The organism is Sediminibacter sp. Hel_I_10 (assembly GCF_000688335.1).
GTDB lineage: Bacteria > Bacteroidota > Bacteroidia > Flavobacteriales > Flavobacteriaceae > Psychroserpens.
In genome coordinates this window covers 3,254,676-3,276,711 of sequence record NZ_JHZX01000001.1, presented here as the reverse complement: position 1 = coordinate 3,276,711, position 22,036 = coordinate 3,254,676, and the positions used below count along the sequence as shown (strand labels likewise).

23 protein-coding genes are annotated in these 22,036 nt (G+C 36.6%); 16 read left to right on the top strand and 7 right to left on the bottom strand.

Annotation, left to right across the window (positions count from 1 at the left end; genetic code table 11):
• Positions 1 to 39: 39 nt before the first annotated feature.
• Positions 40 to 747, top strand: coding sequence for a DUF4369 domain-containing protein (locus P176_RS0114675; protein ID WP_026755416.1), 708 nt, complete (start codon positions 40 to 42; stop codon positions 745 to 747).
• 82 nt (positions 748 to 829) lie between these two features.
• Here the strand turns inward: P176_RS0114675 and P176_RS0114670 are convergent, their stop codons facing one another.
• The 4 genes from P176_RS0114670 to idi form a co-directional block, all read right to left on the bottom strand.
• Positions 830 to 1,099, bottom strand: coding sequence for a hypothetical protein (locus P176_RS0114670; protein ID WP_026755415.1), 270 nt, complete (start codon positions 1,097 to 1,099; stop codon positions 830 to 832).
• A gap of 91 nt (positions 1,100 to 1,190) precedes the next feature.
• Entirely contained in the window at positions 1,191 to 2,165 is a 975-nt protein-coding gene (locus tag P176_RS0114665) for a type I phosphomannose isomerase catalytic subunit (protein ID WP_026755414.1), read from the bottom strand.
• Complete coding sequence (locus P176_RS0114660; RefSeq protein ID WP_026755413.1) at positions 2,162 to 2,572, bottom strand: 6-carboxytetrahydropterin synthase; 411 nt, start codon at positions 2,570 to 2,572, stop codon at positions 2,162 to 2,164. Before P176_RS0114660 ends, P176_RS0114665 begins: the two co-directional genes overlap by 4 nt.
• Positions 2,569 to 3,096 (bottom strand): isopentenyl-diphosphate Delta-isomerase, encoded by a 528-nt coding sequence (gene idi / locus P176_RS0114655; RefSeq protein ID WP_026755412.1) that lies wholly within the window; start codon positions 3,094 to 3,096, stop codon positions 2,569 to 2,571. The genes P176_RS0114660 and idi overlap by 4 nt, the downstream gene beginning before the upstream one ends.
• Positions 3,097 to 3,254: 158 nt before the next feature.
• Here idi and P176_RS0114650 point away from each other — a divergent pair, with 158 nt between their 5' ends.
• From P176_RS0114650 to P176_RS0114625, 6 genes are all read left to right on the top strand, one after another.
• The gene (locus tag P176_RS0114650; RefSeq protein ID WP_026755411.1) at positions 3,255 to 4,844 is read left to right on the top strand and encodes a peptide chain release factor 3; all 1,590 of its coding nucleotides are present in this window, start codon (positions 3,255 to 3,257) and stop codon (positions 4,842 to 4,844) included.
• Positions 4,845 to 4,982: 138 nt separating this feature from the next.
• Positions 4,983 to 5,213, top strand: a complete 231-nt coding sequence (locus tag P176_RS0114645; RefSeq protein WP_026755410.1) for a (4Fe-4S)-binding protein — start codon at positions 4,983 to 4,985, stop codon at positions 5,211 to 5,213.
• 163 nt (positions 5,214 to 5,376) lie between these two features.
• A complete protein-coding gene (gene tsaE / locus P176_RS0114640; RefSeq protein ID WP_026755409.1) occupies positions 5,377 to 5,823 on the top strand; it encodes a tRNA (adenosine(37)-N6)-threonylcarbamoyltransferase complex ATPase subunit type 1 TsaE in 447 nt (148 codons plus the stop codon).
• A gap of 249 nt (positions 5,824 to 6,072) precedes the next feature.
• The gene (locus P176_RS0114635; protein ID WP_026755408.1) at positions 6,073 to 6,627 is read left to right on the top strand and encodes a hypothetical protein; all 555 of its coding nucleotides are present in this window, start codon (positions 6,073 to 6,075) and stop codon (positions 6,625 to 6,627) included.
• A 142-nt stretch (positions 6,628 to 6,769) separates the two neighbouring features.
• Positions 6,770 to 7,969, top strand: a complete 1,200-nt coding sequence (locus P176_RS0114630; protein ID WP_026755407.1) for an alanine dehydrogenase — start codon at positions 6,770 to 6,772, stop codon at positions 7,967 to 7,969.
• Between the two features lie 103 nt (positions 7,970 to 8,072).
• The gene (locus P176_RS0114625; RefSeq protein ID WP_026755406.1) at positions 8,073 to 8,444 is read left to right on the top strand and encodes a hypothetical protein; all 372 of its coding nucleotides are present in this window, start codon (positions 8,073 to 8,075) and stop codon (positions 8,442 to 8,444) included.
• A gap of 1 nt (position 8,445) precedes the next feature.
• On the opposite strand, the gene P176_RS0114620 is transcribed toward P176_RS0114625, so the two are convergent.
• On the bottom strand, positions 8,446 to 9,630 hold the full coding sequence (locus P176_RS0114620; RefSeq protein WP_037348964.1) for a proline dehydrogenase family protein: 1,185 nt from the start codon (positions 9,628 to 9,630) through the stop codon (positions 8,446 to 8,448).
• An 82-nt stretch (positions 9,631 to 9,712) separates the two neighbouring features.
• Between P176_RS0114620 and aroB the strand changes: the two genes are divergently transcribed.
• Together aroB and P176_RS0114610 are read left to right on the top strand one after the other, a co-directional pair.
• The gene (gene aroB, locus P176_RS0114615; RefSeq protein WP_026755404.1) at positions 9,713 to 10,798 is read left to right on the top strand and encodes a 3-dehydroquinate synthase; all 1,086 of its coding nucleotides are present in this window, start codon (positions 9,713 to 9,715) and stop codon (positions 10,796 to 10,798) included.
• Positions 10,780 to 11,265 (top strand): DUF1572 domain-containing protein, encoded by a 486-nt coding sequence (locus tag P176_RS0114610; RefSeq protein WP_231481266.1) that lies wholly within the window; start codon positions 10,780 to 10,782, stop codon positions 11,263 to 11,265. The genes aroB and P176_RS0114610 overlap by 19 nt, the downstream gene beginning before the upstream one ends.
• A gap of 72 nt (positions 11,266 to 11,337) precedes the next feature.
• Here the strand turns inward: P176_RS0114610 and P176_RS0114605 are convergent, their stop codons facing one another.
• The gene (locus P176_RS0114605; protein ID WP_081820726.1) at positions 11,338 to 13,227 is read right to left on the bottom strand and encodes a peptidase M61; all 1,890 of its coding nucleotides are present in this window, start codon (positions 13,225 to 13,227) and stop codon (positions 11,338 to 11,340) included.
• A gap of 89 nt (positions 13,228 to 13,316) precedes the next feature.
• Between P176_RS0114605 and P176_RS0114600 the strand changes: the two genes are divergently transcribed.
• From P176_RS0114600 to P176_RS0114570, 7 genes are all read left to right on the top strand, one after another.
• A complete protein-coding gene (locus tag P176_RS0114600; RefSeq protein WP_026755401.1) occupies positions 13,317 to 14,324 on the top strand; it encodes a glycosyltransferase family 2 protein in 1,008 nt (335 codons plus the stop codon).
• A gap of 180 nt (positions 14,325 to 14,504) precedes the next feature.
• Entirely contained in the window at positions 14,505 to 16,310 is a 1,806-nt protein-coding gene (locus P176_RS0114595; RefSeq protein WP_026755400.1) for an OstA-like protein, read from the top strand.
• Positions 16,307 to 17,488 (top strand): aspartate aminotransferase family protein, encoded by a 1,182-nt coding sequence (locus tag P176_RS0114590; RefSeq protein WP_026755399.1) that lies wholly within the window; start codon positions 16,307 to 16,309, stop codon positions 17,486 to 17,488. Before P176_RS0114595 ends, P176_RS0114590 begins: the two co-directional genes overlap by 4 nt.
• 168 nt (positions 17,489 to 17,656) lie before the next feature.
• Positions 17,657 to 19,069 carry a tetratricopeptide repeat protein gene (locus P176_RS0114585; protein WP_026755398.1) on the top strand — a complete coding sequence of 471 codons (1,413 nt, stop codon included), beginning with the start codon at positions 17,657 to 17,659 and terminating at the stop codon, positions 19,067 to 19,069.
• 121 nt (positions 19,070 to 19,190) lie between these two features.
• Positions 19,191 to 19,733: an RNA polymerase sigma factor gene (locus P176_RS0114580; RefSeq protein WP_026755397.1), complete on the top strand. Its 543-nt coding sequence runs from the start codon at positions 19,191 to 19,193 to the stop codon at positions 19,731 to 19,733.
• 32 nt (positions 19,734 to 19,765) lie between these two features.
• Entirely contained in the window at positions 19,766 to 20,266 is a 501-nt protein-coding gene (locus tag P176_RS0114575; protein ID WP_026755396.1) for a hypothetical protein, read from the top strand.
• A 4-nt stretch (positions 20,267 to 20,270) separates the two neighbouring features.
• Positions 20,271 to 20,702 (top strand): hypothetical protein, encoded by a 432-nt coding sequence (locus tag P176_RS0114570; RefSeq protein WP_026755395.1) that lies wholly within the window; start codon positions 20,271 to 20,273, stop codon positions 20,700 to 20,702.
• Between the two features lie 88 nt (positions 20,703 to 20,790).
• Here the strand turns inward: P176_RS0114570 and P176_RS0114565 are convergent, their stop codons facing one another.
• Positions 20,791 to 21,873, bottom strand: coding sequence for an oxidoreductase (locus P176_RS0114565; protein ID WP_026755394.1), 1,083 nt, complete (start codon positions 21,871 to 21,873; stop codon positions 20,791 to 20,793).
• Positions 21,874 to 22,036 lie beyond the last annotated feature (163 nt).

The following is a 22,036-nucleotide window of genomic DNA, read 5'->3' as shown; positions in this document are numbered from 1 at the left end:
ATTTATAGCATATTTGCGCCTCTAAAATCACGAAAAAGAATGAAACAATTTGCTGCAATCCTAATCACTATCCTACTCTATAATTGTGCCTCAGAAGAGCAGCACGATTTTACATTAAAAGGTCATATTGAAGGACTTAAAAAAGGAACGGTTTATCTTCAAAAACAAACCGACTCGGTGATGGTGACCTTAGATTCCCTAGAGATTAATGGTAATTCTATGTTTGAACTTCATGCAGCATTGGAAGAGCCTGAGCTATTGTTTCTTAAATTAGACAAAAATGATGACGATGAAGGCACAGTCGTGTTTTTTGCTGACAAAGGCATTACAGAAGTTAATTCTACTTTAAAGACTTTTAATTACGATGCAAAGATCAAAGGTTCTAAACAACAAGATGTTTTAGAAGAATATTTATTAATGATGTCAAAATTCAATGATAAAAATTTAGACATGATCAAAGAAAGTTTTGAATCTCAAATAGCACAAGATTCCACTAAGTACAATAACATCCAAGCTAATTTTGACAACCTTTTAAAACGAAAGTATCTCTACACCATCAATTTTGCGGTAAATCATAAGGATAGCGAAGTGGCGCCTTATTTAGCGATAAGCGAAATTTCAAACACCAGTGTTAAATATTTAGAAGAAATTTACAATGCACTTGATGCAGAGATCAAAACATCGAAATACGGCATTGAACTGGAAGAACTGATTGCTTTACGAAAAGCAGAAGCTAAGAACCAATAAAAAAAGGGACTGATTTTGAAGATTCAAAATCAGTCCCTTTTAATTAATGCTTTCCGAAGAAAACTAGAATTAAAGATTAAGATTACCCTAATTGATTCACCTTTTCTACTAAAACTCTGCCTTTAGTTTCTAGGTCATTGTGAATTGACTTAAAGTGCGCCTTTTTGTTTTCTACAGATTTATCGTTCACTTTTGCGATAAGCTCATCAAAAGTTTCAATAGATTCGTCGATAATAGCTTCACTCTGCTTATTATCTTTTTTAGGATTGTTGTGTTCCCAAACGTAAACTGCTTCTATAATATCACCCAAGACAAAATTGATGTCTTTTTTTAGGTCTCTAACATTTGCCATAATTATATTGGTATTAGGTTTAATAGTTTTGCAAAAATAGGCAATATCAAGAGATAACCGCCATCAAAAAGGTGATCAAGAACAAAAAAAATCAATCAATAGACACTTCTAATAATTTTGCCTGTTTAGCCGATAGCTGATAATCTAAAATAGTGGCAGGTAAAAGCAAGGTCTCCCCTACCTTAATAGTTTCCTTATAATTTGAATTAGAAATCACCGCTTCTCCTTCAACGCACATATATATCACGAAAGCGTCTTTAGTATTTTTCTTCGGAAGATTGCCTTTAAGCTCTATAACATTCGTATTAAAATAAGCACAGTTTACCATTGAATTAGATTGGTTTGCAGTGGTCTCGTAACTCACCCTAAAATCATTTGGCATCTCAAAATCAAAGGCCTCAATGGCAATATCATTATGCAGCTCTCTTTCATTACCCTCGTCATCGGTTCTATCCCAATCATACACACGATAGGTAATATCACTGGTTTGTTGAATTTCGGCCAATAAAACGCCTGCCCCTATGGCATGTATTCTACCAGCAGCAATAAAATACGTATCCCCAGCTTTAACCTTATCAAAATTGAGGATATCTGTTAATGTTTTATTGTTTAGGTGACTTAGATAAGTCTCTGCATTCATCTCTTGGTTGAAACCAACAATTAAATTGGCATCTTCATCAGCTTGCATGACATACCACATCTCTGTTTTTCCGAAGGAATTATGGCGTGATTTTGCCAAAGTATCATTTGGGTGAAGCTGCACGGAGAGATCACTTTTTGCATCTATAAATTTGATCAATAGTGGGAATTTATTGCCAAAACGTTCGTAGTTTTTAGTTCCTAACAAATCAGCGCCATAATCAGTTAAAACGTCTGTTAAAGACTTTCCTTTTAAGGCGCCATTAGAAACTATGGAGACATCTCCCTCAACATCACTCAGCTCCCAGCTTTCACCAATATCTTTGAGCGTGCTTTGTTTGTTTAAGTAATGATGTAATTTTTCTCCTCCCCAAATTTTTTGTTTTAAGATGGGGTGAAATTTCAAAGGATACAGTGCTGCTCTCATTTACCTGAATAACTTACGAAGTTGCGTGGTGTTTCATATAAAGTGATTTCTAAATCAAAGGAAGGGTCTAATTTTGGTTTGATTTTTTGATAGATCACAACCACAATATTTTCCGCTGTAGGATTTAAATCCTTAAACTCGGGTACTTCCAAGTTTAAATTTTTATGATCAAAGGCATCTTCCACTTCCAATTTTATAATATCCTTTAAGACCTTCATATCCATAACATATCCTGTCTCCTTATCGATATCACCAGTTACATGAACAATTAAATCATAATTGTGTCCATGAAAGTTAGGGTTATTGCATTTCCCAAAAATCTCGTCATTTTTCTCAAAACTCCAATCCTTTCGGTATAAACGGTGAGCCGCATTAAAATGCGCTTTTCTACTTACGGTAACTCTCATGATTTTGTGATGTTGATATGTTCATAAAATTTCTCAAAGATAATTTTAAACCAGGCAGTATAGAGTTCTGGTTGATCAATCATATCTTGTTTAATACTCTCTAAATCCATCCATTTCCAAGCCTCAACTTCGTCAGGATTAATTTTAGGTTCCTCGTTATAGGTACCAATTAAGATATGATCAAATTCATGCTCTGTGAGGCCATTGTCAAATGGAGCTTTATATATAAAAGATATAGACTCTTCCAAGCCTGTTACAAAGCCCATCTCTTCCATAAGGCGTCGCTTACCAGCATCTAAATTAGATTCGCCCTCTCTTTGGTGACTGCAACATGTATTGGTCCAAAGCAAAGGTGAATGGTACTTATGCTTAGCGCGTTGCTGCACCATCAACTGTTTATCTTTATTAAATACAAATACGGAAAAGGCTCGGTGTAGGAGCGCTTTTTCATGAGCTTCCATCTTTGGCATGGTACCAATTTGCTCATCTTTTTCATTTACTAGAATTACACGTTCTTCTGTCATAGCAAACAAAAATAACAACTAATATTAACAATTTGAAGGTTAATAGAAATGGTACTTCAAAATAGTTGGAATTTAACGTTCTCTTAGCAAAGTAAAACAGGATCTAAAATCTTAGAATCTCAAAGAAATAACTACTTTTGCACTCAATTTCAAGGATTATGAGTTTTATTAAGGAAATCAACAGACGACGTACTTTCGGAATTATTTCGCATCCAGATGCCGGCAAGACCACACTTACTGAAAAGTTACTACTTTTTGGAGGTGCCATTCAGGAAGCCGGAGCTGTTAAAAGCAATAAGATCAAGAAAGGTGCTACGAGTGATTTTATGGAGATTGAGCGTCAGCGTGGAATTAGTGTGGCAACCTCTGTCTTGGCTTTTGAGTATGACGGAACCAAAATAAACATTCTGGATACTCCAGGTCACAAAGACTTTGCTGAAGATACATTTAGAACGTTAACTGCTGTTGATAGCGTTATCGTGGTTATTGATGTTGCTAAAGGTGTTGAGGAGCAAACCGAAAAACTAGTTGAAGTGTGCCGTATGCGTAACATCCCAATGATTGTGTTTATTAATAAGATGGACCGAGAAGGTAAGGATGCTTTTGATTTACTAGATGAAATTGAGCAGAAATTAGGTTTAAAGGTTGTTCCATTGAGTTTTCCCATAGGGATGGGCTATGATTTTAAAGGTATCTATAACCTTTGGGAACAAAACATTAATCTCTTTAGCGGAAGTAGTAGAAAAAACATTGAGGAAACTATCGAGATTTCAGATTTAAAATCTGAAGAATTAGATCAACTTGTAGGAGAAAAAGCTGCAGACACATTACGCGAAGAAATAGAACTTGTAGAAGGCATCTATCCAAAATTTGATAAAGAAGCTTATCTAAGCGGCCAACAGCAACCCGTCTTTTTTGGATCTGCGTTAAACAATTTTGGAGTACGTGAATTATTGGATTGCTTTGTAGACATTGCACCTAAACCAAGACCAAAGCAAAGTGAAGAGCGCTTAGTAAAACCTGAAGAAAAGGAATTTACCGGTTTTGTTTTTAAAATACATGCTAACATGGATCCCAACCACCGAGATCGTTTAGCTTTTATTAAAATAGTTTCTGGTGAATTTAAGCGGAACACGCCTTACCTTCATGTTAGAAATGATAAAAAACTTAAATTTTCAAGTCCGAATGCCTTTTTCGCCGAGAAAAAAGAAATTGTCGATATATCTTATCCTGGTGATATTGTAGGACTTCATGATACTGGAAATTTTAAAATTGGTGATACGCTAACCGAGGGAGAAACCATTCATTACAAAGGAGTCCCAAGTTTCTCTCCCGAGCATTTTAGATATATCAATAATGCCGATCCTTTAAAATCAAAACAACTCAATAAAGGAATAGATCAATTAATGGATGAAGGTGTTGCCCAGCTATTTACTTTAGAACTTAACGGACGAAAAGTAATTGGCACTGTAGGAGCCCTGCAATATGAGGTTATTCAATACAGATTAGAACATGAATATGGCGCGAAGTGTACTTACGAGAATCTAAATGTTCATAAAGCGTGTTGGGTTGAACCAAAAGACGCAAAAAGCCAAGAATTTAAAGATTTCCTTCAAGTCAAACAGCGTTTTCTAGCTAAAGACAAACGCAATCAAATTGTGTTTTTGGCAGATTCACCTTTTTCGCTGCAAATGACCCAGCAAAAATATCCGAATATCAAATTTCACCTCACTTCAGAATTTGACTGAAACTGCTAAAAAGAAGTTTAAGATAAAATAAATTTGGTTATTTACCGATGATTTTATACTTTTAATCGGACCTTTCCAAGTTGCGGAAAGATTCGTTTGCCCTAATTAAGATTAGATTAACCCCAAAAAAATCTACTTATGAAAACAAAACCTAATGTTTTCAGTAATTCTGAAATTACTGTCACCTACAGTCCGTGCCAATGCATAAACGCTGAGCGTTGTGCAAAAGAGCTCTCTAATGTGTTTAGACATTCAGTCATTCCATGGATTGATCTCGATGCCGCTTCAACAGACGAGATTATAAATCAAATCAAAAAGTGTCCATCAGGTGCTTTAGAATTTCATTATAATAAACGAATGGCCATGTGAGGAGATTGGACTCTATCCAAAATAAAAAACATCAAATACTCCTCAAAACGCACATAAATCCGATGTATAACCAAAATTTCTAGCTTTTCTCAATTTTAATTTATATCATTGTGTAAAATTCAGTTAATAAAGCATAAATTCACAACCCAATATTAGAAGCACTTTGGAATTCGATTACGACATAAAAGACATCAATAAATTGGCAACTAGTCTTTTAGATCAGTTTTCTTCTAAAATCATTCTTTTTCATGGAGACATGGGAGCTGGAAAAACAACGCTTATAAAAGCATTGGTTCAATCACTTGGAAGTGATGATGTGGTAAGTAGTCCTACCTTTTCTTTAGTTAACGAATATGAGATTACTGATGATAAGATCTATCACTTCGATTTATATCGTATAAAAGATGAGAATGAATTGCTTGATATTGGTTTTGAAGATTATATCCATTCTAAGCATTGGGTATTTATTGAATGGCCCGAAAAAGCCAAAGACTTTATCCCAATTGATTCTCAATTAATTACTATAAAGACGACAAAAAAGACCTCTAGAGCAATAATTTTGAGTTCAAACACCAATAAAAAAACAAATGAAGCTATGAAACAGCAGTAAAATCGCAAAATAATTTCCCGCCAAACACCCCATCATACTTAAAGACTACGGAAAAACCGTAACAAAATCATCATTTTAAGGCTGATTTTAACAGTTATTTTAACAGATTAAATTTAATTCAACTCCTATATTTGAATCAATAATTAATCTAATCCCTTAAAATTATGAAAACTAAAAAGTATGTTATCGCAATTGCGATTTTCGGTGGAATGTTATTTACTGCTCAAGCTACAGATTTAATTGACCTAAATGGACAAACTACTACCCAAATTGAAAAGAAAAATTTCAAAATACCGTCAGCAGGATAGAACTGTTTCTAAAAAAGACTTTGTAATTGGAGGCATAATAGGAATATTTATTGCTGCCAGTCCATATCTATTTTATTTATATGAAAGTGTCCCAGATCAGCAGGTCTGGAACACTTTTTTGTTTACTTATAATAGCAAAGGTTGGGGTAGTGCCAATCTATCAATGTGGATTTTGACAGGTAAGATTATTCCATTAATATTTTTAGTAATTTGGTTTTTCACCAATCGCCATTGGTGGTATCATGCCCTTTTGGTGCCAATTACAATGTATACTTATCAAATTGTCGTTCTCTTCAACGACGACAATAAGTATATAGATGAATTCCAACTAATTTACATTCTTCCCGTAATGGCAGTTATTATTCCATCCATATATCTCATACGTGCTCAAATATTTAATAAAATCAACAATGCTGGCAAAAGCATGAAAGAACTCGAAGAAGAGTTTATGATCAAACCCAAAGGACTTATGGGCACATTAAAACAATATTTTTAGACTAAATATCAATGTTTTAAGATGTATTCTCCTAAGCCACAACTCATACGTTTTGAGTTGAGTTTCATTTTCAGCCAATTCTCAAATGAATTCCTTTAAATCATAAATTATTTGTAAATTCATTTTTGAATTAACAAATCAAATGAACAAATCCCTTTCTCCCTTTACCAAGGCACAATTGATGCCTCAAGAAGAAATGCTCGAAGTCTACAGGAAAAAAAGCGAGCTTTTTATTGGCATTCCTAAAGAAACCCATTTTCAAGAAAAGCGAGTCTGTCTTACGCCAGATGCAGTTTCTGCTTTGGTATCTAATGGTCATCGTGTAATGATAGAGTCTGGCGCCGGAGAAGGTGCCAATTTTAAAGATAAGGCCTACAGCGATGCTGGTGCCGAGGTTACTAGAGACACCTCTAAAGTGTTCTCATGCCCTATTCTGCTCAAAGTAGAGCCACCGTCAAAGGATGAAATTCAAATGATTAATCCTCAGACGCTGCTCATTTCTGCTCTACAGTTAAAAACACAATCAAAATCCTATTTTGAAGCTTTAGCTTCTAAAAGAGTCACCGCCTTAGCCTTCGAATTTATAAAAGATGAGGACGGCGCATACCCTGCAGTAAGAGCCTTAAGCGAAATTGCAGGAACAGCCTCTGTATTAATTGCTTCAGAATTACTCTCAAATGTAAATGGCGGTAACGGACTTATGTTCGGTAACATATCTGGCGTTCCACCTGTTGAAGTGGTTATCATTGGCGCTGGAACCGTTGGCGAATTTGCCGCTCGCTCTGCTATGGGCCTTGGAGCTAATATTAAGGTTTTTGATAATAGCATCACAAGGTTGCGCTGCATTCAAGCCAATTTGGGCCGTACATTTTACACCTCAACCCTTCAACCAAAAAATCTCATTAAAGCATTAAAACGCTGTGATGTTGCTATAGGAGCAGTAAAAGGAAAAAATAGAGCGCCAATTATAGTTACCGAAGCTATGGTGAGCACGATGAAAGCTGGTGCAGTAATTATAGACGTGAGTATTGATATGGGCGGATGCTTTGAAACAAGCGAAGTCACCAATCACGACCAACCCACATTTGAATACAACAACGTCACACATTACTGTGTGCCAAACATACCAGCACGATACTCTAGATCTGCCTCAGTATCAATAAGTAATATTTTTACACCGTACCTTCTAAAAATTGCAGAAGATGGTGGTATTGAAGATGCCATAAGATATGACCGCGGTTTAAAAAATGGGTTGTATTTTTACCACGGCATTTTAACCAACAAATCGGTTGCAGATTGGTTTGATCTGGATTGTAGCGATGTGAATTTATTGATCTTCTAAAATTTCAATATACTTCAAATTAACTGTCTTCAGCTCACCATCTCAATACCATAAAGGACGTTCGTGTCTCTCAGTTTCCGTAATATATTAAAGAAAAAATTATATGAAATTTATTCACCGCCTCGGCTATTATTTAGGAGGCTTTTCCCTAGGTCTTATCCTTTTAGCTTTTTTTTTAAGCGGAAAAAAAACATCTTGTGATTATGGTCCAAACGCGAGAACCATCAAAAATATTAATATTAAAAAGCACTTTTTTTCTGAAACATCACTCGCCAATATGAATACCTATGGTATTGATAGCTTAGAAGTAGAACGCTTAATTAGAACTGGTGACGTTAATTTTTCTGAAAGTGAAACTGAAAAAGATTCGTGCAAACGTTACCTCATTGAAAATGAGTTGAAAGACTCCGACATTGAGCTTTGGCTTACAAATTGTGATTCTCTGGTAACCATAGAATCTCTAAACTTAAAATAAATTAACCTTTTCGGCGTTGCTTTTCTTTCTTTAGTAAATTCAACTCTCTACTAGTTTGTCCTGCTACAGAAGTATTCTCTTCTGCGCGTCTAATCAAGTAGGGCATCACATCTTTTACTGGTCCAAAAGGTACGTATTTAGCTACGTTGTAACCTTCTTCCGCTAAATTAAAGCTGATGTGATCGCTCATTCCGTATAACTGACCAAACCAGACATTATTATCTTTTTTATCGACGTTGAGATCTTTCATCATATCCATCGCTAAATAACAGCTATATTCATTGTGAGTGCCAATAAACACAGAGATACCATTTAAATTTTTAAGGCAATAGCGTAAACAATCATTAAAGTTATCGTCTGTCGCTTTTTTATTTTCACAAATTGGAGAATCGTATCCCTTATCCTCAGCTCTTTCACGTTCTTTCTCCATATAGGCACCTCTCACGATCTTGAATCCTACTTTATGACCATTCTCTTGAGCCCTTTTATGTAGATCTTTGAGATAATCAAATCGATCCCAACGGTACGTTTGTAACGTATTATAGACTATTGGCTTTTCTATGTTGTATTTGCGCATCATGTCTTCACAAAGATCATCTGCAGCGTCTTGCATCCAACTTTCTTCACCATCGATAAGCACCTCAACATCACGTTCTTTTGCCAAAGCACAAACGCTGTCATAACGGGCTACAATGCGATCCCACTCCGCTTGTTCTTCTGAAGTAAAGGCTTTACCCTCTCCCTTTTTTTGATATAAAAAGAAACGACCAAACCCTGTGGGTTTAAATACTACAATAGGCATGGCTTCTTTTTCATCTGCGAACTTAATGATCTTTATGATTTTTTCCGCGGCAGCATCAAAATTGGCCTCATTCTTTTTGCCTTCTACAGAATAATCTAAAACAGAGCTCACCCCTTTTTCAAACATATTATCCACCACCTTCATACAATCATCTTCACTCACACCTCCGCAAAAATGATCAAAAACAGTGGCCCTAATGAGACCCTCGACAGGCAAATGCGCCTTCAAGGCAAAATTAGTGGCTGCTGTCCCAATTCTTACCAACGGCTCGTGGGAAATCATTTTAAAAAGGAAATAGGCACGTTCTAGTTCTGAATCAGATTTCAGACTGAAAGCGACTTTAGTGTTATCAAAAAGTTGATTTTTCAATGCAATATCTACCATTTAGCAAAAATAATTATTCAGGTTCGATATTATTGCTAAAAAACTGCTAATTTTCGACGGTATTACTACAGAAACTTGCTCAATGAATTCCATACCATTAAAAAATTACAGCGTTCATTTCAATTCCAACGCTTACACCTCACTTAATGCGCATCTAAATGATGCGTCATTTTCAAAGCTTTTTATTTTAGTAGATAGCAACACACACCAACATTGCCTTAGTAAATTTCTCTCTGAGGTTCATTCTGAAATTGACATAGAGGTGATAGAAATTGAAGCAGGAGAATCTCATAAAACCATAGATAATTGTGTTGGTGTTTGGAATGCTCTAGCCGAGTTGGGTGCAGATCGCAAAAGCTTGCTCGTCAATCTTGGTGGTGGCGTTGTGACTGATTTGGGTGGCTTTGTAGCATCTACATTTAAAAGAGGAATTAGCTACATTAATGTTCCTACCTCACTATTGGCCATGGTAGATGCATCTGTTGGCGGTAAAACAGGCGTAGACCTTGGTCCTTTAAAAAATCAAGTTGGCGTTATTAGCTCTGGTGATATGGTATTGATTGACACCTCTTTTTTAGATACCCTTCCTCAAAATCAGCTTAAATCTGGTTTAGCCGAAATGTTAAAACACGGCCTTATTAAAGACAAAGCGTATTTTGACAAACTCACCGACTTAAAAAAGTTAACGCTCAATGATCTTGATCAATTGATTTACGATTCTGTAATCATTAAAAAAGATATTGTAACGCTTGATCCACTAGAGCAAGGCATTAGAAAACATCTCAATTTTGGCCATACGTTAGGGCACGCGATAGAATCTTATTTTTTGAGTCATCCAGAAAAAGAAGAACTATTACATGGCGAAGCCATCGCCATCGGCATGATATTGGAATCTTATATATCTCGTGAATTATTAGACTTTCCTTCCGAAGATCTTGACTACATCACACAGGCACTGTTAGATATTTATAATCCCGTAGAGATTATGCCTGTTGATTACGATGCTATTATAGAACTATTAAAATACGACAAGAAAAATGAGCACGGCAACATCAATTTCGTTCTGCTGGAAGATATTGGTAACCCAAAGGTCAATTGCTTAGTCGATAACAACATGATCAAGGAAAGTTTTGAGTTCTACACCCAAAAATGTTCAGAAACATCATGACGTTTACATCGCAGACCGCAAAGCATTTAAAGGACGTCTATTTTGGTGGCAACTGGACCAGTGTAAATTATAAAAATACACTGTCTGAAATTGATTGGAAAGAAGCCACAACAAAAATTGAAGGCTGCAATACCATAGCCACACTGGTTTACCACACCAACTATTACATCGAAGCCGTGACCAAAGTCTTAAAGGGCAATCCCTTAAACGCAAAGGATGAATTTAGTTTTGAAACACCACCGATAACTTCCGAAGAAGATTGGCGTAAACTCATTGAAAAATCCTTAAATGATGCTCATGCCTTTACAGAGCTCATTCAAAAACTGCCAAAGACAATACTACAAGAGGATTTTACTGATAACAAATACGGGAACTACTTTAGAAATCTCCATGGTATTATTGAACACTGTCATTATCATTTAGGTCAGATTGTGATTTTAAAGAAACTAATTACCAACAACGCATAAAAAAACCTTTCAGCGAAGATGATCTCAGCTGAAAGGTCTTTAAAATTTTACGTTATAAACGTTTCCGTTCAGTTATCCCTTTAACCAAGCTTTACGGGTTTCAATCTGTTTTTCAGTAGCATTCTCGTCTTCAGCTAAAACTTTTGAAGTTGTAAAAGATGGCGTTAGTTTGGTCTTAACAATGACCTCTTTTCCATCACGCTCCAATTTTACATCAATGTCTTGCCCTTCTTGCCATTGAAACATTCCTCCGATCATCGCCTGAGCATTTTGTAAAGTAAGCGCATCTCCATTTATAGTTTTGATGATATCTCCAGGTACAACACCTTGTTCTGTCCAAAAACTATTGTTTTTTACACCTTCAGAAAAGAAAATCACTCCTTTTTCACGGTCACCATCAAAAATAAACCCATCGCCACTTTGGATGTAGTTGGTAGGCACTTGAGTTTCCTTAAACGTCAACCCTACTTTTTCAAAGTATACATTATAATCAATTGGCGTATCTCCAGCAACGTGCTTGGTTAAGAAATCGCCGACAGATGGATAAGTCATACTAGTGATTTCTTCAATAAGATTATCATCTTCAAAAGGCTTTTCTTTTCCGTATTTGGCAGATAGCTCTTTCATTAAACTCAACATACTTCTATTGCCATTGCTTTCTTCTCTCATCATAATATCGATACACATCCCTATAAGTGCGCCTTTTTGGTACACGTTATAGTAATTAGATGCATAAGGCTCTTCCAAAACATTCTCGCTCATGGTGGTAAAACTCATGGCGTCATCCATACGTTTAGATGTTGTGATCTTTTGAGACATGGTTGCATAAAACTCAGGAGCCTCAATCAATCCTTCGTACACTTGAAAATGTTGAGCAAAATATTCAGTCACCCCTTCATACATCCATAAGTGTTTTGAAAATGTAGGCGCGTTGTAATCAAAATAGTGCACATCTTCAGAGTGGACAGACAATGGCGTCACGATATGAAAAAACTCGTGAGCAACAACATCTACCATAGATGCAGCCAATTGCTCTTTAGTAGATTGCTCTTGCAGTACCACTACAGTAGAGGTATGATGCTCTAAAGCTCCAAGTCCTTTTGGAGAGCCTTCACTGCCGTCTGATAAGTATAAATAAATATCATATCTAGGTGTAGTGTTGACATCGCCCAAATAAGATTTCTGAGCTTCCATCATTTTATAAACGGTCTCTTTCATGCTTGCTGCGGTATGCACATTGTTTGGAGAATAGACGCTCAACACAATTTTAATATCGCCAACCATAAATTCTTCAACGTCTAAATCACCATACATCATTGGGTTATCGGTAATATCAAAATAACGTGGTGCAAAATAACTTGTCGTCATTTGAGTACCGTCTTCACTAGATTTAGTGTTGGTTGTCTGTAACGCCGATGTTCTTTCAAAGGTTGCAGGCGCAGTAACATCTAAAGTATACTGTGCGTTTTTCAAATTATCAAAATAACCAATAAAACCATGCAAATTCAGTACATAATTATCTGGTTCAATGTTTGTTCCAGAAGGAGAGAAAGGCTGCTCGCCACCAATACCACCAGCTACTTCTTGATCAAATGTATCATTAACGTTATAAGTAATCTTATCAAGTTTTGTTGCATTAGTAATGGTCCAAGTATTGTCATCAACCTTTGAAGTTGCTAACTCGTTACCATCATAATCCAAGGCTTTAAAGTCGTCAATGTATTTTCCAAAATCACTCACAGAGTAGGTTCCTTGAACCACACGCGGTAATCTATAAGTTACTGTTTCTTCAGTTAAACGCCCTGGGTTAATCACCACAGGTGCCTTATCGTTGGAAACTTCAGATAAATTTATAGAAGTTGAAATTGGATTGGCAGTTGCCAAATCGTTAATATTAGATTTTGGCCCACAAGCTATTAGCAAGACGCTCAAACTAAGAATGTAACTAAAACGTTTTATCATTATAATAAGTTTAAATTTTTAGGACTACAAAAGTACCATCACACAAGCTTATTTTAGCAAAGGTTTTGTTAAAATGGTAACTTCGCGTCATGGATGACCCACTTATTAGCATTCTTGTACCCTTTAAAAACACCGAGCGTTTCTTGGCACAATGTCTAGATTCAATTCTCGCGCAAAGCTATGCCAATTGGGAGTTGCTTATTGTTGATGACCATTCTACCGACATGAGCTACAACATCGTAGCCAATTACGCGGAAAAGGATAAACGGATCAAGCTTTTCAAAAATGAGAACTCTGGGATTATTGCTGCATTGCGAACAGCCTATCAAAATAGTCATGGCCAATTTATAACCAGAATGGATAGTGACGATTATATGCATCCTGAAAAACTAAAACTCATGCTGAAGGATTTACAAAACTACGGTAGACAACATATTGCCCTAGGATTAGTGTCCTATTTTAGCGAAACCCGTTTGGGTAATGGTTACAAAGCCTACGAAGATTGGCTCAACCAATTGAGTATAGGAGGAAATAACTATAGCCAAATTTACAAAGAATGTGTTATCCCCTCCCCTTGTTGGATGGTACATCGCGATGATTTCGAAATCTGTAGAGCCTTTCAACCCAATACCTATCCTGAAGATTACGATCTCGCTTTTAGGTTTTACAAGTATGGCTTAAAATGTATTCCTTCTGAAAATGTCTTGCACTATTGGCGAGATCACACAAATCGCGCCTCACGAACTCATGAGCATTATGCTGAAAATAATTTTATAGACTTAAAAATCAATTATTTTCTTGAACTTGATCATGATGCAAACAGACCTTTGACCCTTTGGGGAGCAGGTCATAAAGGCAAGACTATCGCAAAACTTCTGAAATCTAAGAATATACCGTTTACGTGGCTTTGTGACAATCCTAAAAAAATTGGAAAGCATATCTATGATGTGCTTTTAGTCCACTACCACACGCTACACCAAATGAAACAAGCACAAACGATAGTCGCCGTGGCCAATCCTGAAGACCAACAGCATATTACTACATATTGTCAGGATTTGGGCATGACGGCTGCCTTAGACTATTTCTTCTTCTGCTAATGCATCATTTATCTCATTAATTTTTAATGCACTTGAATGGAGAATTAAAATCTAACTAATTTCTTACACAAATAATTGATGGCTTAACAAGCAGACTCACAACCTCTTGATATTAAATATCTGTTAACAGCTCAAATCGCACAGAGATAAATAGTACTTTTGGCACAAAATCTTAACCCGTTGAATTTATTTTTTCGAAGTCTTTTAATTCTATCCTGCTGGTTTTCAGTTGTAAATTTACATGCGCAGCAACCAAAAAAAATCAAGATTGAGTATTTTGGTTTTGCCACAAGAGATAGCCTACTTGGGGATAATATAACCACATTTGTACGTAGCGATCAATCACAAATTCACGTGATTCATGAAGGGATCGATATGTTTTGCGATAAGGCCATTTACTACCAAGACGAAGACTTTATTGAAGCCTTTAGCAATGTGAGTATGGTACAAGGCGATACCATCACCATGAACTCAAAATACGTTGAATATAGCGGTATTACGCAATTAGCATTTGCTGCAGGAGATGTTGTTTTAACCGAACCACAATCTGTATTGACCACGGATACCCTATATTTTGACAGAACCAAACAAGAGGCTTTTTATAATACAAAGGGTAAAGTTGTAAGAGATTCTTCGGGCACCATCACGAGCCAAATTGGCAGGTATTACATGAACGATTCGAAATACCGTTTCATCAAGGATGTGGTATTGGTCAATCCTGATTATACACTCAACACCGAACAACTCGATTTTTATTCAGAATCTGGTTATGCCTATATGTTTGGCCCCTCAACGATTGTTGGAGAAGCCAGTACCATTTATTGCGAGCGTGGTTTTTACAACACCAACGACGATACGGGTTATTTTATAAAAAATTCAAAAATCAATTATAACAATCGTGTTGTAGAAGGTGATAGCCTCTATTTTAATAGAAAAAACAGTTTCGCTTCTGCCACCAACAACATCAAGGTAACAGATACGATAAACAACTCGGTTATTAAAGGTCATTATGCAGAGGTCTTCCGAGAAAAAGATTCTGTATTTATTACTAAACGGGCCTTAGCCATTTCTGTTCAAGAAAAAGATTCCCTTTACATTCATGCCGATACATTAATGGTGACAGGCAAGCCAGAACACCGCATCACCAGAGCCTATTACCATGCCAAAATGTACAAAAGCGACATGAGCGGCAAGGCAGACAGCATTCATGCCGATCACAAGTCTGGCTTAACGCAACTTATAAATTTGAAGCGCTATAACTCAGGTGATGCTTTCGCTGTAAAACGAAAACCATTGATATGGAATCAAGGCAACCAAATGTCTGGGGATTCCATTCATTTGATTTCAAATGTAGAAAAAGAGCAACTGGATTCTTTAAAAGTGTTTGATGATGCCTTTCTTATTAGTAAAGACACCCTTGGTGATGGTTTCAATCAAATTAAGGGACAAAAACTTATTGGTTTATTCAATGACAATGAACTTTATAATGTTGACATTATTAAAAACGCAGAGGTGATTTTCTACACTAGAGATGATAAAGATTCTTTAGTAGGTATCAATAAATCGAAATCAGGAAGCATTAACCTCAAGTTTGATGGACCATACAAAATCATCACTTTAATCAATCAAGTGGATGGCAATATTAATCCGGAAAGCTTATTTCCAGAGAATGCCAGAAAATTTAGAGGTTTTGATTGGCGAGGAGATGAACGTCCCGAGAGTGTAGAGGATTTGTTTAGTGAAGACCCACCATTGCAGTTACCTACTATTAAAGGTTTGGAACCCTATGTTCCCGAAGAAGCCTTTTTTGATGAAGCCATGATGGAACGCGTCGATACCGCTAAGGAAAAAGATAAAGACGAAATCAATAAGGCTGGCAGAAACATTCCAAAGTCTAAAACATTACTTAAAAAAGATACCATCTCGTCTAAAAAGTCAAAAACAACAAAGAAACCTCTTATTAATACCAAGGACAAAAGACAATGAAGCAGGATTTCCTTAAATACCAAGCCCAAACTACTCCTCACCCTCTGGCTATGGAAATCTCTCATGCTGAAGGCTCTTACATTTATGACACTAACAATAAAGCCTACTTAGATTTTGTAGCAGGCGTTTCTGCCTGTAGCTTAGGGCACAAGCACCCAAAGGTCATAGAGGCCATCAAAACTCAATTGGACAAGTATCTCCATGTCATGGTCTATGGGGAATATGCACAACAACCAGCGGTTGAATTAACAAAATTGTTAGCAAGACTTCTACCAGAGCCTTTAGATAAAACGTATCTCACCAATTCAGGTACAGAAGCTATTGAAGGCGCTATAAAATTAGCACGACGCATCACTGGGCGCAGTGAACTTATTGGTGCCCAACACGCCTATCACGGCAACACTATGGGAGCCATGAGCGTTATGGGATTTGAAGAACGAAAGGCCGCGTTTAGACCCTTAATTCCCGATGTAAAATTTATAAGATTTAATAACCAAGAAGATCTTGCACAAATCACCACTAAAACTGCAGGTGTCATTTTAGAGACCATACAAGGGGGTGCTGGCTTTATAGAGCCACAGCAGGGGTATCTTGAAAAGGTAAGAGCGCGTTGTACAGAAGTTGGTGCGATGCTCATTTTAGACGAAATTCAACCAGGATTTGGCCGTACAGGTAAACTTTTTGGTTTTGAACATTTTAATTGTATTCCCGATATTTTGGTAACAGGCAAAGGTTTAGGCGGCGGTATGCCAATTGGTGCTTTTACGGCGTCTTCCGAACACATGGATTTACTTCAAGATCATCCAGAATTAGGCCATATCACTACGTTTGGAGGCCACCCTGTAATCGCTGCGGCAGCATTAGCCACGGTCAAAGAAATTACCGAAAGTGACTTAATGTCACAAACCTTAGAAAAAGAACAATTAGTTAGAAAACACCTTCAGCACCCGTTAATAACAGACATACGTGGTAGAGGTCTCATGCTGGCAGCCATGACTGTTTCTGCAGAAGTCACTAATGAAGTCATCCTTAAAGCGCAAGACAGCGGATTGGTTTTGTTTTGGCTGTTATTTGAGCCAAAAGCCATACGCATTACACCACCACTTACCATTTCCGAAGAAGAACTCATTAAAGGCTGTAAAATCATACGCTCTATTTTAGACGATCTTTCGGCATGATATATTCTATAAATCATTTATTGTTATACATTTAAACGTCATTTAATCGTTATAAGATGTAACAAAAAACAGTAGCTGTTAACTACTTTGTTGAAAACATTGAAGCCCAAAAATGAGGAAACTTAGATGTTAACATTACATTTAGAAAACCAATAATGCTAATTGCTTATGGAGTTCAGTCTACCTGACGATAATAACAACCTCTCGCTCACTCGTTTTGAATCGATGCTCAAGACGAATAATGTGTTGTTTTTTGATTCCAACGAATTTGAAAACATAATTTATCACTATCTCGAGAATGGTAAAATATCCCTTGCAAAAAAAGCAATAAAGTTAGGTTTGGAGCAACACCCAACCTCAACCAATCTGCGCTTATTTAAGACGGAAATTTTAATTATTGAAAACAAATTAGAAGATGCAGACAAGTTGCTAGAAAACCTGCATGATCTAGAGCCAATGAATGAAGAAATCTACATTCAAAAAGCCAATGTGCTTTCTAAGCGTGACGATCACGAGAGCGCAGTGCAAACACTTCTCATAGCTTTAGATTTAGCCGAGGTTGATGAAGGCATTGCAGATCTTTACGCATTGATCGGGATGGAATACCTCTTTTTAGATCAATTTGAAAATGCCCAGCATTATTTCAAAAAATGTCTAGAGATTGACAATGAAGATTATTCTGCCCTGTACAATGTGATCTATTGCTACGATTTTTTAAATGACAATCAAGAAGCCATTGTTTTCTTAAACGATTACCTCAATGGTAACCCGTATTGTGAAGTCGCTTGGCACCAATTAGGTTGTCAATATGTTATTGTAGAAGATTTCGACAAAGCCTTAGTAGCTTTTGATTTTGCCATTATTTCTGATGATACTTTTGTTGGCGCTTACCTCGAAAAAGGTAAAGTGCTGGAAAAGAAAAAACGCTACAATGAAGCTATAGACAATTACAAAATCACCTTGGCTTTAGATGATCCAACCTCTTTTGCTTTACTGCGAATCGGTAAGTGTCACGAAAAATTAGGCAATGATGATTTAGCGGTACAAAATTATTATAAAACGGTACATGAAGACCCGTTGTTGGATAAAGGTTGGATTGCAATTACCAAGTTTTACAACAAGAAGAAAAATTTCCAAAAAGCATTGTTCTACATTAATAAGGCTATTAATATTGATGGAGACAATGTTGTGTATTGGAAACTTTATGCACAGATCAACCACCGCTTAAATTTTATTGAAGAAGCTGAGCGTGGTTACAAAAAAGCATTAGACCTAGGGAATTATGAATTATCAACGTGGTTGGCTAGAGCCGATATTTTAATCGCTTTAGGAGAATATGAAGCCTCTATTCTTAACTTAATTCAAACCGCCGAGTTTTATCCAGAAACGGCCGAAATTGAATTTCGTTTGGCGGGCTTGCATTTTACGCTTCATGAAAGCAGTAAAGGACATTATCATTTAAAGAATGCCTTATTGCTCAATACAGACTATCAATATATTTTAGAGGAACTATTCCCTAACATTCTTAAAAAACCTTCGGTACAACAGCAAATTTTGAACGCTGGAAAGACAGAAAATTAAACGCTTCTAAATTTTAAAGTGATTATTAGAGATTTCTGAAACAACTTCGAGATCTGGGATAAAACTAATGGGGTGTTTTAAACCTTTATAACATCCCTTAGTCTAAACCAAAATTCAATTCTTGAAGGAAGAAGAAGCTTTAGTCGCTCAATTACAAAATCATCTTGATAAGGATACGGCCTTTAAGGAGCTGCTCAAACTTTATAAAGAGCGTTTGTATTGGCATATTCGGCATATCGTTAAATCACATGCCGATGCTGATGATGTATTGCAAAACACCTTTATAAAAATTTATAAAAATATTGATAAGTTTAAGGGCGACAGCAAATTATATTCTTGGATGTACCGCATAGCAACCAATGAAAGCATTACCCATCTCAACAAAAACGCCAAGCGCTTAAGTTTTTCTTCGGAAGAATTACAATCCTACACCATCAATAATTTACAAGCCGACGTTTATTTTGAAGGCGATGAGATCCAGCTGCAACTGCAAAAGGCGATTGCAACATTACCCGAAAAACAACAGCTGGTTTTTAACATGAAATACTTTCAGGAAATCACATATAAGGAGATGTCAGATATTTTAGAAACTTCCGAAGGTGCTTTAAAAGCGAGCTATCATATTGCTGTAAAAAAAATTGAGGCCTACCTCACCAAAGATTAAACCAATTAAAAATTACATAGTCAAAGACACAGATGACCACAAATAATTCACATATTCCAAAGACTTCCGGCTTTAAGGTCCCTAAGGATTACTTCGCTCATAGTGATGAACACATTTTAAACGTATCCCATCTCAAAGAAAGCGCTAGTGATTCTGGATTTGAAGTTCCTAGTGACTATTTCGAAAACTTTGATGCCCGTCTTCTTTCAAAATTAGAACAAGAGAAAGAAGTAAAAGTCATTTCTATAGGGCACTGGAAAACTGCAATTGCCGCAATAGCAGTTGCCGCTAGCTTTATTTTAGCTTTTAATCTGTTTATGAGTACACCACAACCCTTAAGTTTTGATTCTTTAGAAACAGCAGCTATAGAAAATTATCTTGAGGAGTCAGACTATACCAGCTACGAACTAGCTACTTTACTTTCTGAGAATAACCTTATCACAGATCACTTTATTGACAATAACATTGATGAAGATCAATTAGAAGCCTACCTATTAGACACTAACAATCTAGAAGATCTTATCACAAACTAATACTATGAAAAAATCACTGATCACTTTAGCATTGCTATTGCTAGTGCTTACGAGCTTTGCCCAAGATAAAGGCAAACGTGAGCGCATAAAAGCCCTTAAAATCGCCTTTATTACCGAAAAGCTAGACCTTACCACAACCGAAGCCCAAAAATTTTGGCCAATCTACAACGCTCATGAGCTTGAAAGAGATATGATGAGAATGACCCTGAGAGAGAAAAGATCTAACTTAAACGTAGACACCTTAAGTGAAACTGAAGCTAAAAGCGTGCTTACCGACATGATGGCCTTTGAAGAAGAGCGAAGTCAATCAAAAATTGATTATATCGAAAGTTTGCTAACGGCCATACCGGCTAAAAAAATAATTCTACTTAAAGTTTCCGAAGATGAATTTAACGAGCGCATGCTTGAGGAGTTCAAAAAAAGACGAGGCAGATAGGCCTATGCATAATTTGTTTCTCTTAGATCACATCATTATAAAAGCATCTTTTCACAATTCCCGAAACCAAACAGATCATCAAAGAAATTTAGTTTTTGGAATTCCTTTTTTTACGTAAAATGATTTTTGAAATTTTCCCTGCTCCTCCAGCATAGGCAACACTATCATTTAAAAACCTTAAAGTGTAAAATCCTTCGTCACTAAGATGAGACCAAGTTTCTCCAGAATCTTTGGAATAATCAATTCCTTTAAAACCAGTGGCAACTAATTCTTGAGCATTACTATTGGGGACATATTGCACACAACTTCGGTAGCCGGGTGATTGGTTTTTGGCAACCAACTCCCAAGTCTTACCTCCATCTTTTGTTCTTATTTTATTTGCACTACTATCGGCTGGTTTCATATAATCGCCACCAATTGCGAATCCATGCTTTTCATCATAAAAATCTAGACTATAGATACCGGTTGTAGATTCGCCTTGAATTATTGGTGTCTCATAAGTACGCCAAGTTTTGCCTTTATCTGCGGAATACAAGATTCTACTTACCACCCCTCCCGTAGCAATCCAAGTATGGCCTCCAACGATGGCGATATTGGTATCACTCGCAGCAAAGGCCGCCTCGCCTTCTTTAGCTTTCGGCAACTCTTCACAAGATAATTTCGTCCACGTATTGCCACCATCTCTGGTAATAATGATGCTCATGCAGTCTTCGGTAGGATCGCCAATGGCAATCCCTTCTTGGTTGTTCCAAAATTCCATAGCATCATAAAAGACGTTTTTGTGAGTTTCCTTATAGACCAGTTGTAATGAATCTTTATCTACTTTATATAAGAGCGCTGGCGATGCAATACTTAATACAAATGCAGCGCTATCGGTAACGGCTAACGAGCGAAAATTTGGGATAACACTGTCTTGTTTTAGTTGAAAAGTCAGGCTCGCTTCTTCATTTGGGTTCCCTGAAATAGTCCCAATTTTCCCGTTTGATAGGGCAAAAGATGCTCCACCAGATGGATCTAACTCCAAAGCCCTAACATTCAAAGTAGAGTCTCGTAATAAATCCACGATTTCAATTTCCATTTGTGATGCACTTTTAGAACGAACTGATGGTGTCTTTTTTCCGCAGGAAAACAAAAAAGAAGTCATTATAGATACTAGTAAGAGCTGTTTCATGTAAGTCTTGTTTCAGTAAAAATAGAAAACTTCTGTTAGTAATGCTTCAGCATCGCATTTAAACCAGCCTATTATCCAAAGACAGTGAAAGTTTCATACGCGCTATAAAAGGAGAAAACAATTTTAATGTACCTTTGCAGGCTTAAATCTCAAAGATTTAAGC

Coding starts and splice junctions, on each gene's coding strand:
- P176_RS0114675 (WP_026755416.1), top strand. CDS start 40: ATGAAACAATTTGCTGCAATCCTAATCACTATCCTACTCTATAATTGT.
- P176_RS0114670 (WP_026755415.1), bottom strand. CDS start 1,099: ATGGCAAATGTTAGAGACCTAAAAAAAGACATCAATTTTGTCTTGGGT.
- P176_RS0114665 (WP_026755414.1), bottom strand. CDS start 2,165: ATGAGAGCAGCACTGTATCCTTTGAAATTTCACCCCATCTTAAAACAA.
- P176_RS0114660 (WP_026755413.1), bottom strand. CDS start 2,572: ATGAGAGTTACCGTAAGTAGAAAAGCGCATTTTAATGCGGCTCACCGT.
- idi (WP_026755412.1), bottom strand. CDS start 3,096: ATGACAGAAGAACGTGTAATTCTAGTAAATGAAAAAGATGAGCAAATT.
- P176_RS0114650 (WP_026755411.1), top strand. CDS start 3,255: ATGAGTTTTATTAAGGAAATCAACAGACGACGTACTTTCGGAATTATT.
- P176_RS0114645 (WP_026755410.1), top strand. CDS start 4,983: ATGAAAACAAAACCTAATGTTTTCAGTAATTCTGAAATTACTGTCACC.
- P176_RS0114635 (WP_026755408.1), top strand. CDS start 6,073: ATGGACAAACTACTACCCAAATTGAAAAGAAAAATTTCAAAATACCGT.
- P176_RS0114630 (WP_026755407.1), top strand. CDS start 6,770: ATGAACAAATCCCTTTCTCCCTTTACCAAGGCACAATTGATGCCTCAA.
- P176_RS0114625 (WP_026755406.1), top strand. CDS start 8,073: ATGAAATTTATTCACCGCCTCGGCTATTATTTAGGAGGCTTTTCCCTA.
- P176_RS0114620 (WP_037348964.1), bottom strand. CDS start 9,630: ATGGTAGATATTGCATTGAAAAATCAACTTTTTGATAACACTAAAGTC.
- aroB (WP_026755404.1), top strand. CDS start 9,713: ATGAATTCCATACCATTAAAAAATTACAGCGTTCATTTCAATTCCAAC.
- P176_RS0114610 (WP_231481266.1), top strand. CDS start 10,780: ATGTTCAGAAACATCATGACGTTTACATCGCAGACCGCAAAGCATTTA.
- P176_RS0114605 (WP_081820726.1), bottom strand. CDS start 13,227: ATGATAAAACGTTTTAGTTACATTCTTAGTTTGAGCGTCTTGCTAATA.
- P176_RS0114600 (WP_026755401.1), top strand. CDS start 13,317: ATGGATGACCCACTTATTAGCATTCTTGTACCCTTTAAAAACACCGAG.
- P176_RS0114590 (WP_026755399.1), top strand. CDS start 16,307: ATGAAGCAGGATTTCCTTAAATACCAAGCCCAAACTACTCCTCACCCT.
- P176_RS0114585 (WP_026755398.1), top strand. CDS start 17,657: ATGGAGTTCAGTCTACCTGACGATAATAACAACCTCTCGCTCACTCGT.
- P176_RS0114575 (WP_026755396.1), top strand. CDS start 19,766: ATGACCACAAATAATTCACATATTCCAAAGACTTCCGGCTTTAAGGTC.
- P176_RS0114570 (WP_026755395.1), top strand. CDS start 20,271: ATGAAAAAATCACTGATCACTTTAGCATTGCTATTGCTAGTGCTTACG.
- P176_RS0114565 (WP_026755394.1), bottom strand. CDS start 21,873: ATGAAACAGCTCTTACTAGTATCTATAATGACTTCTTTTTTGTTTTCC.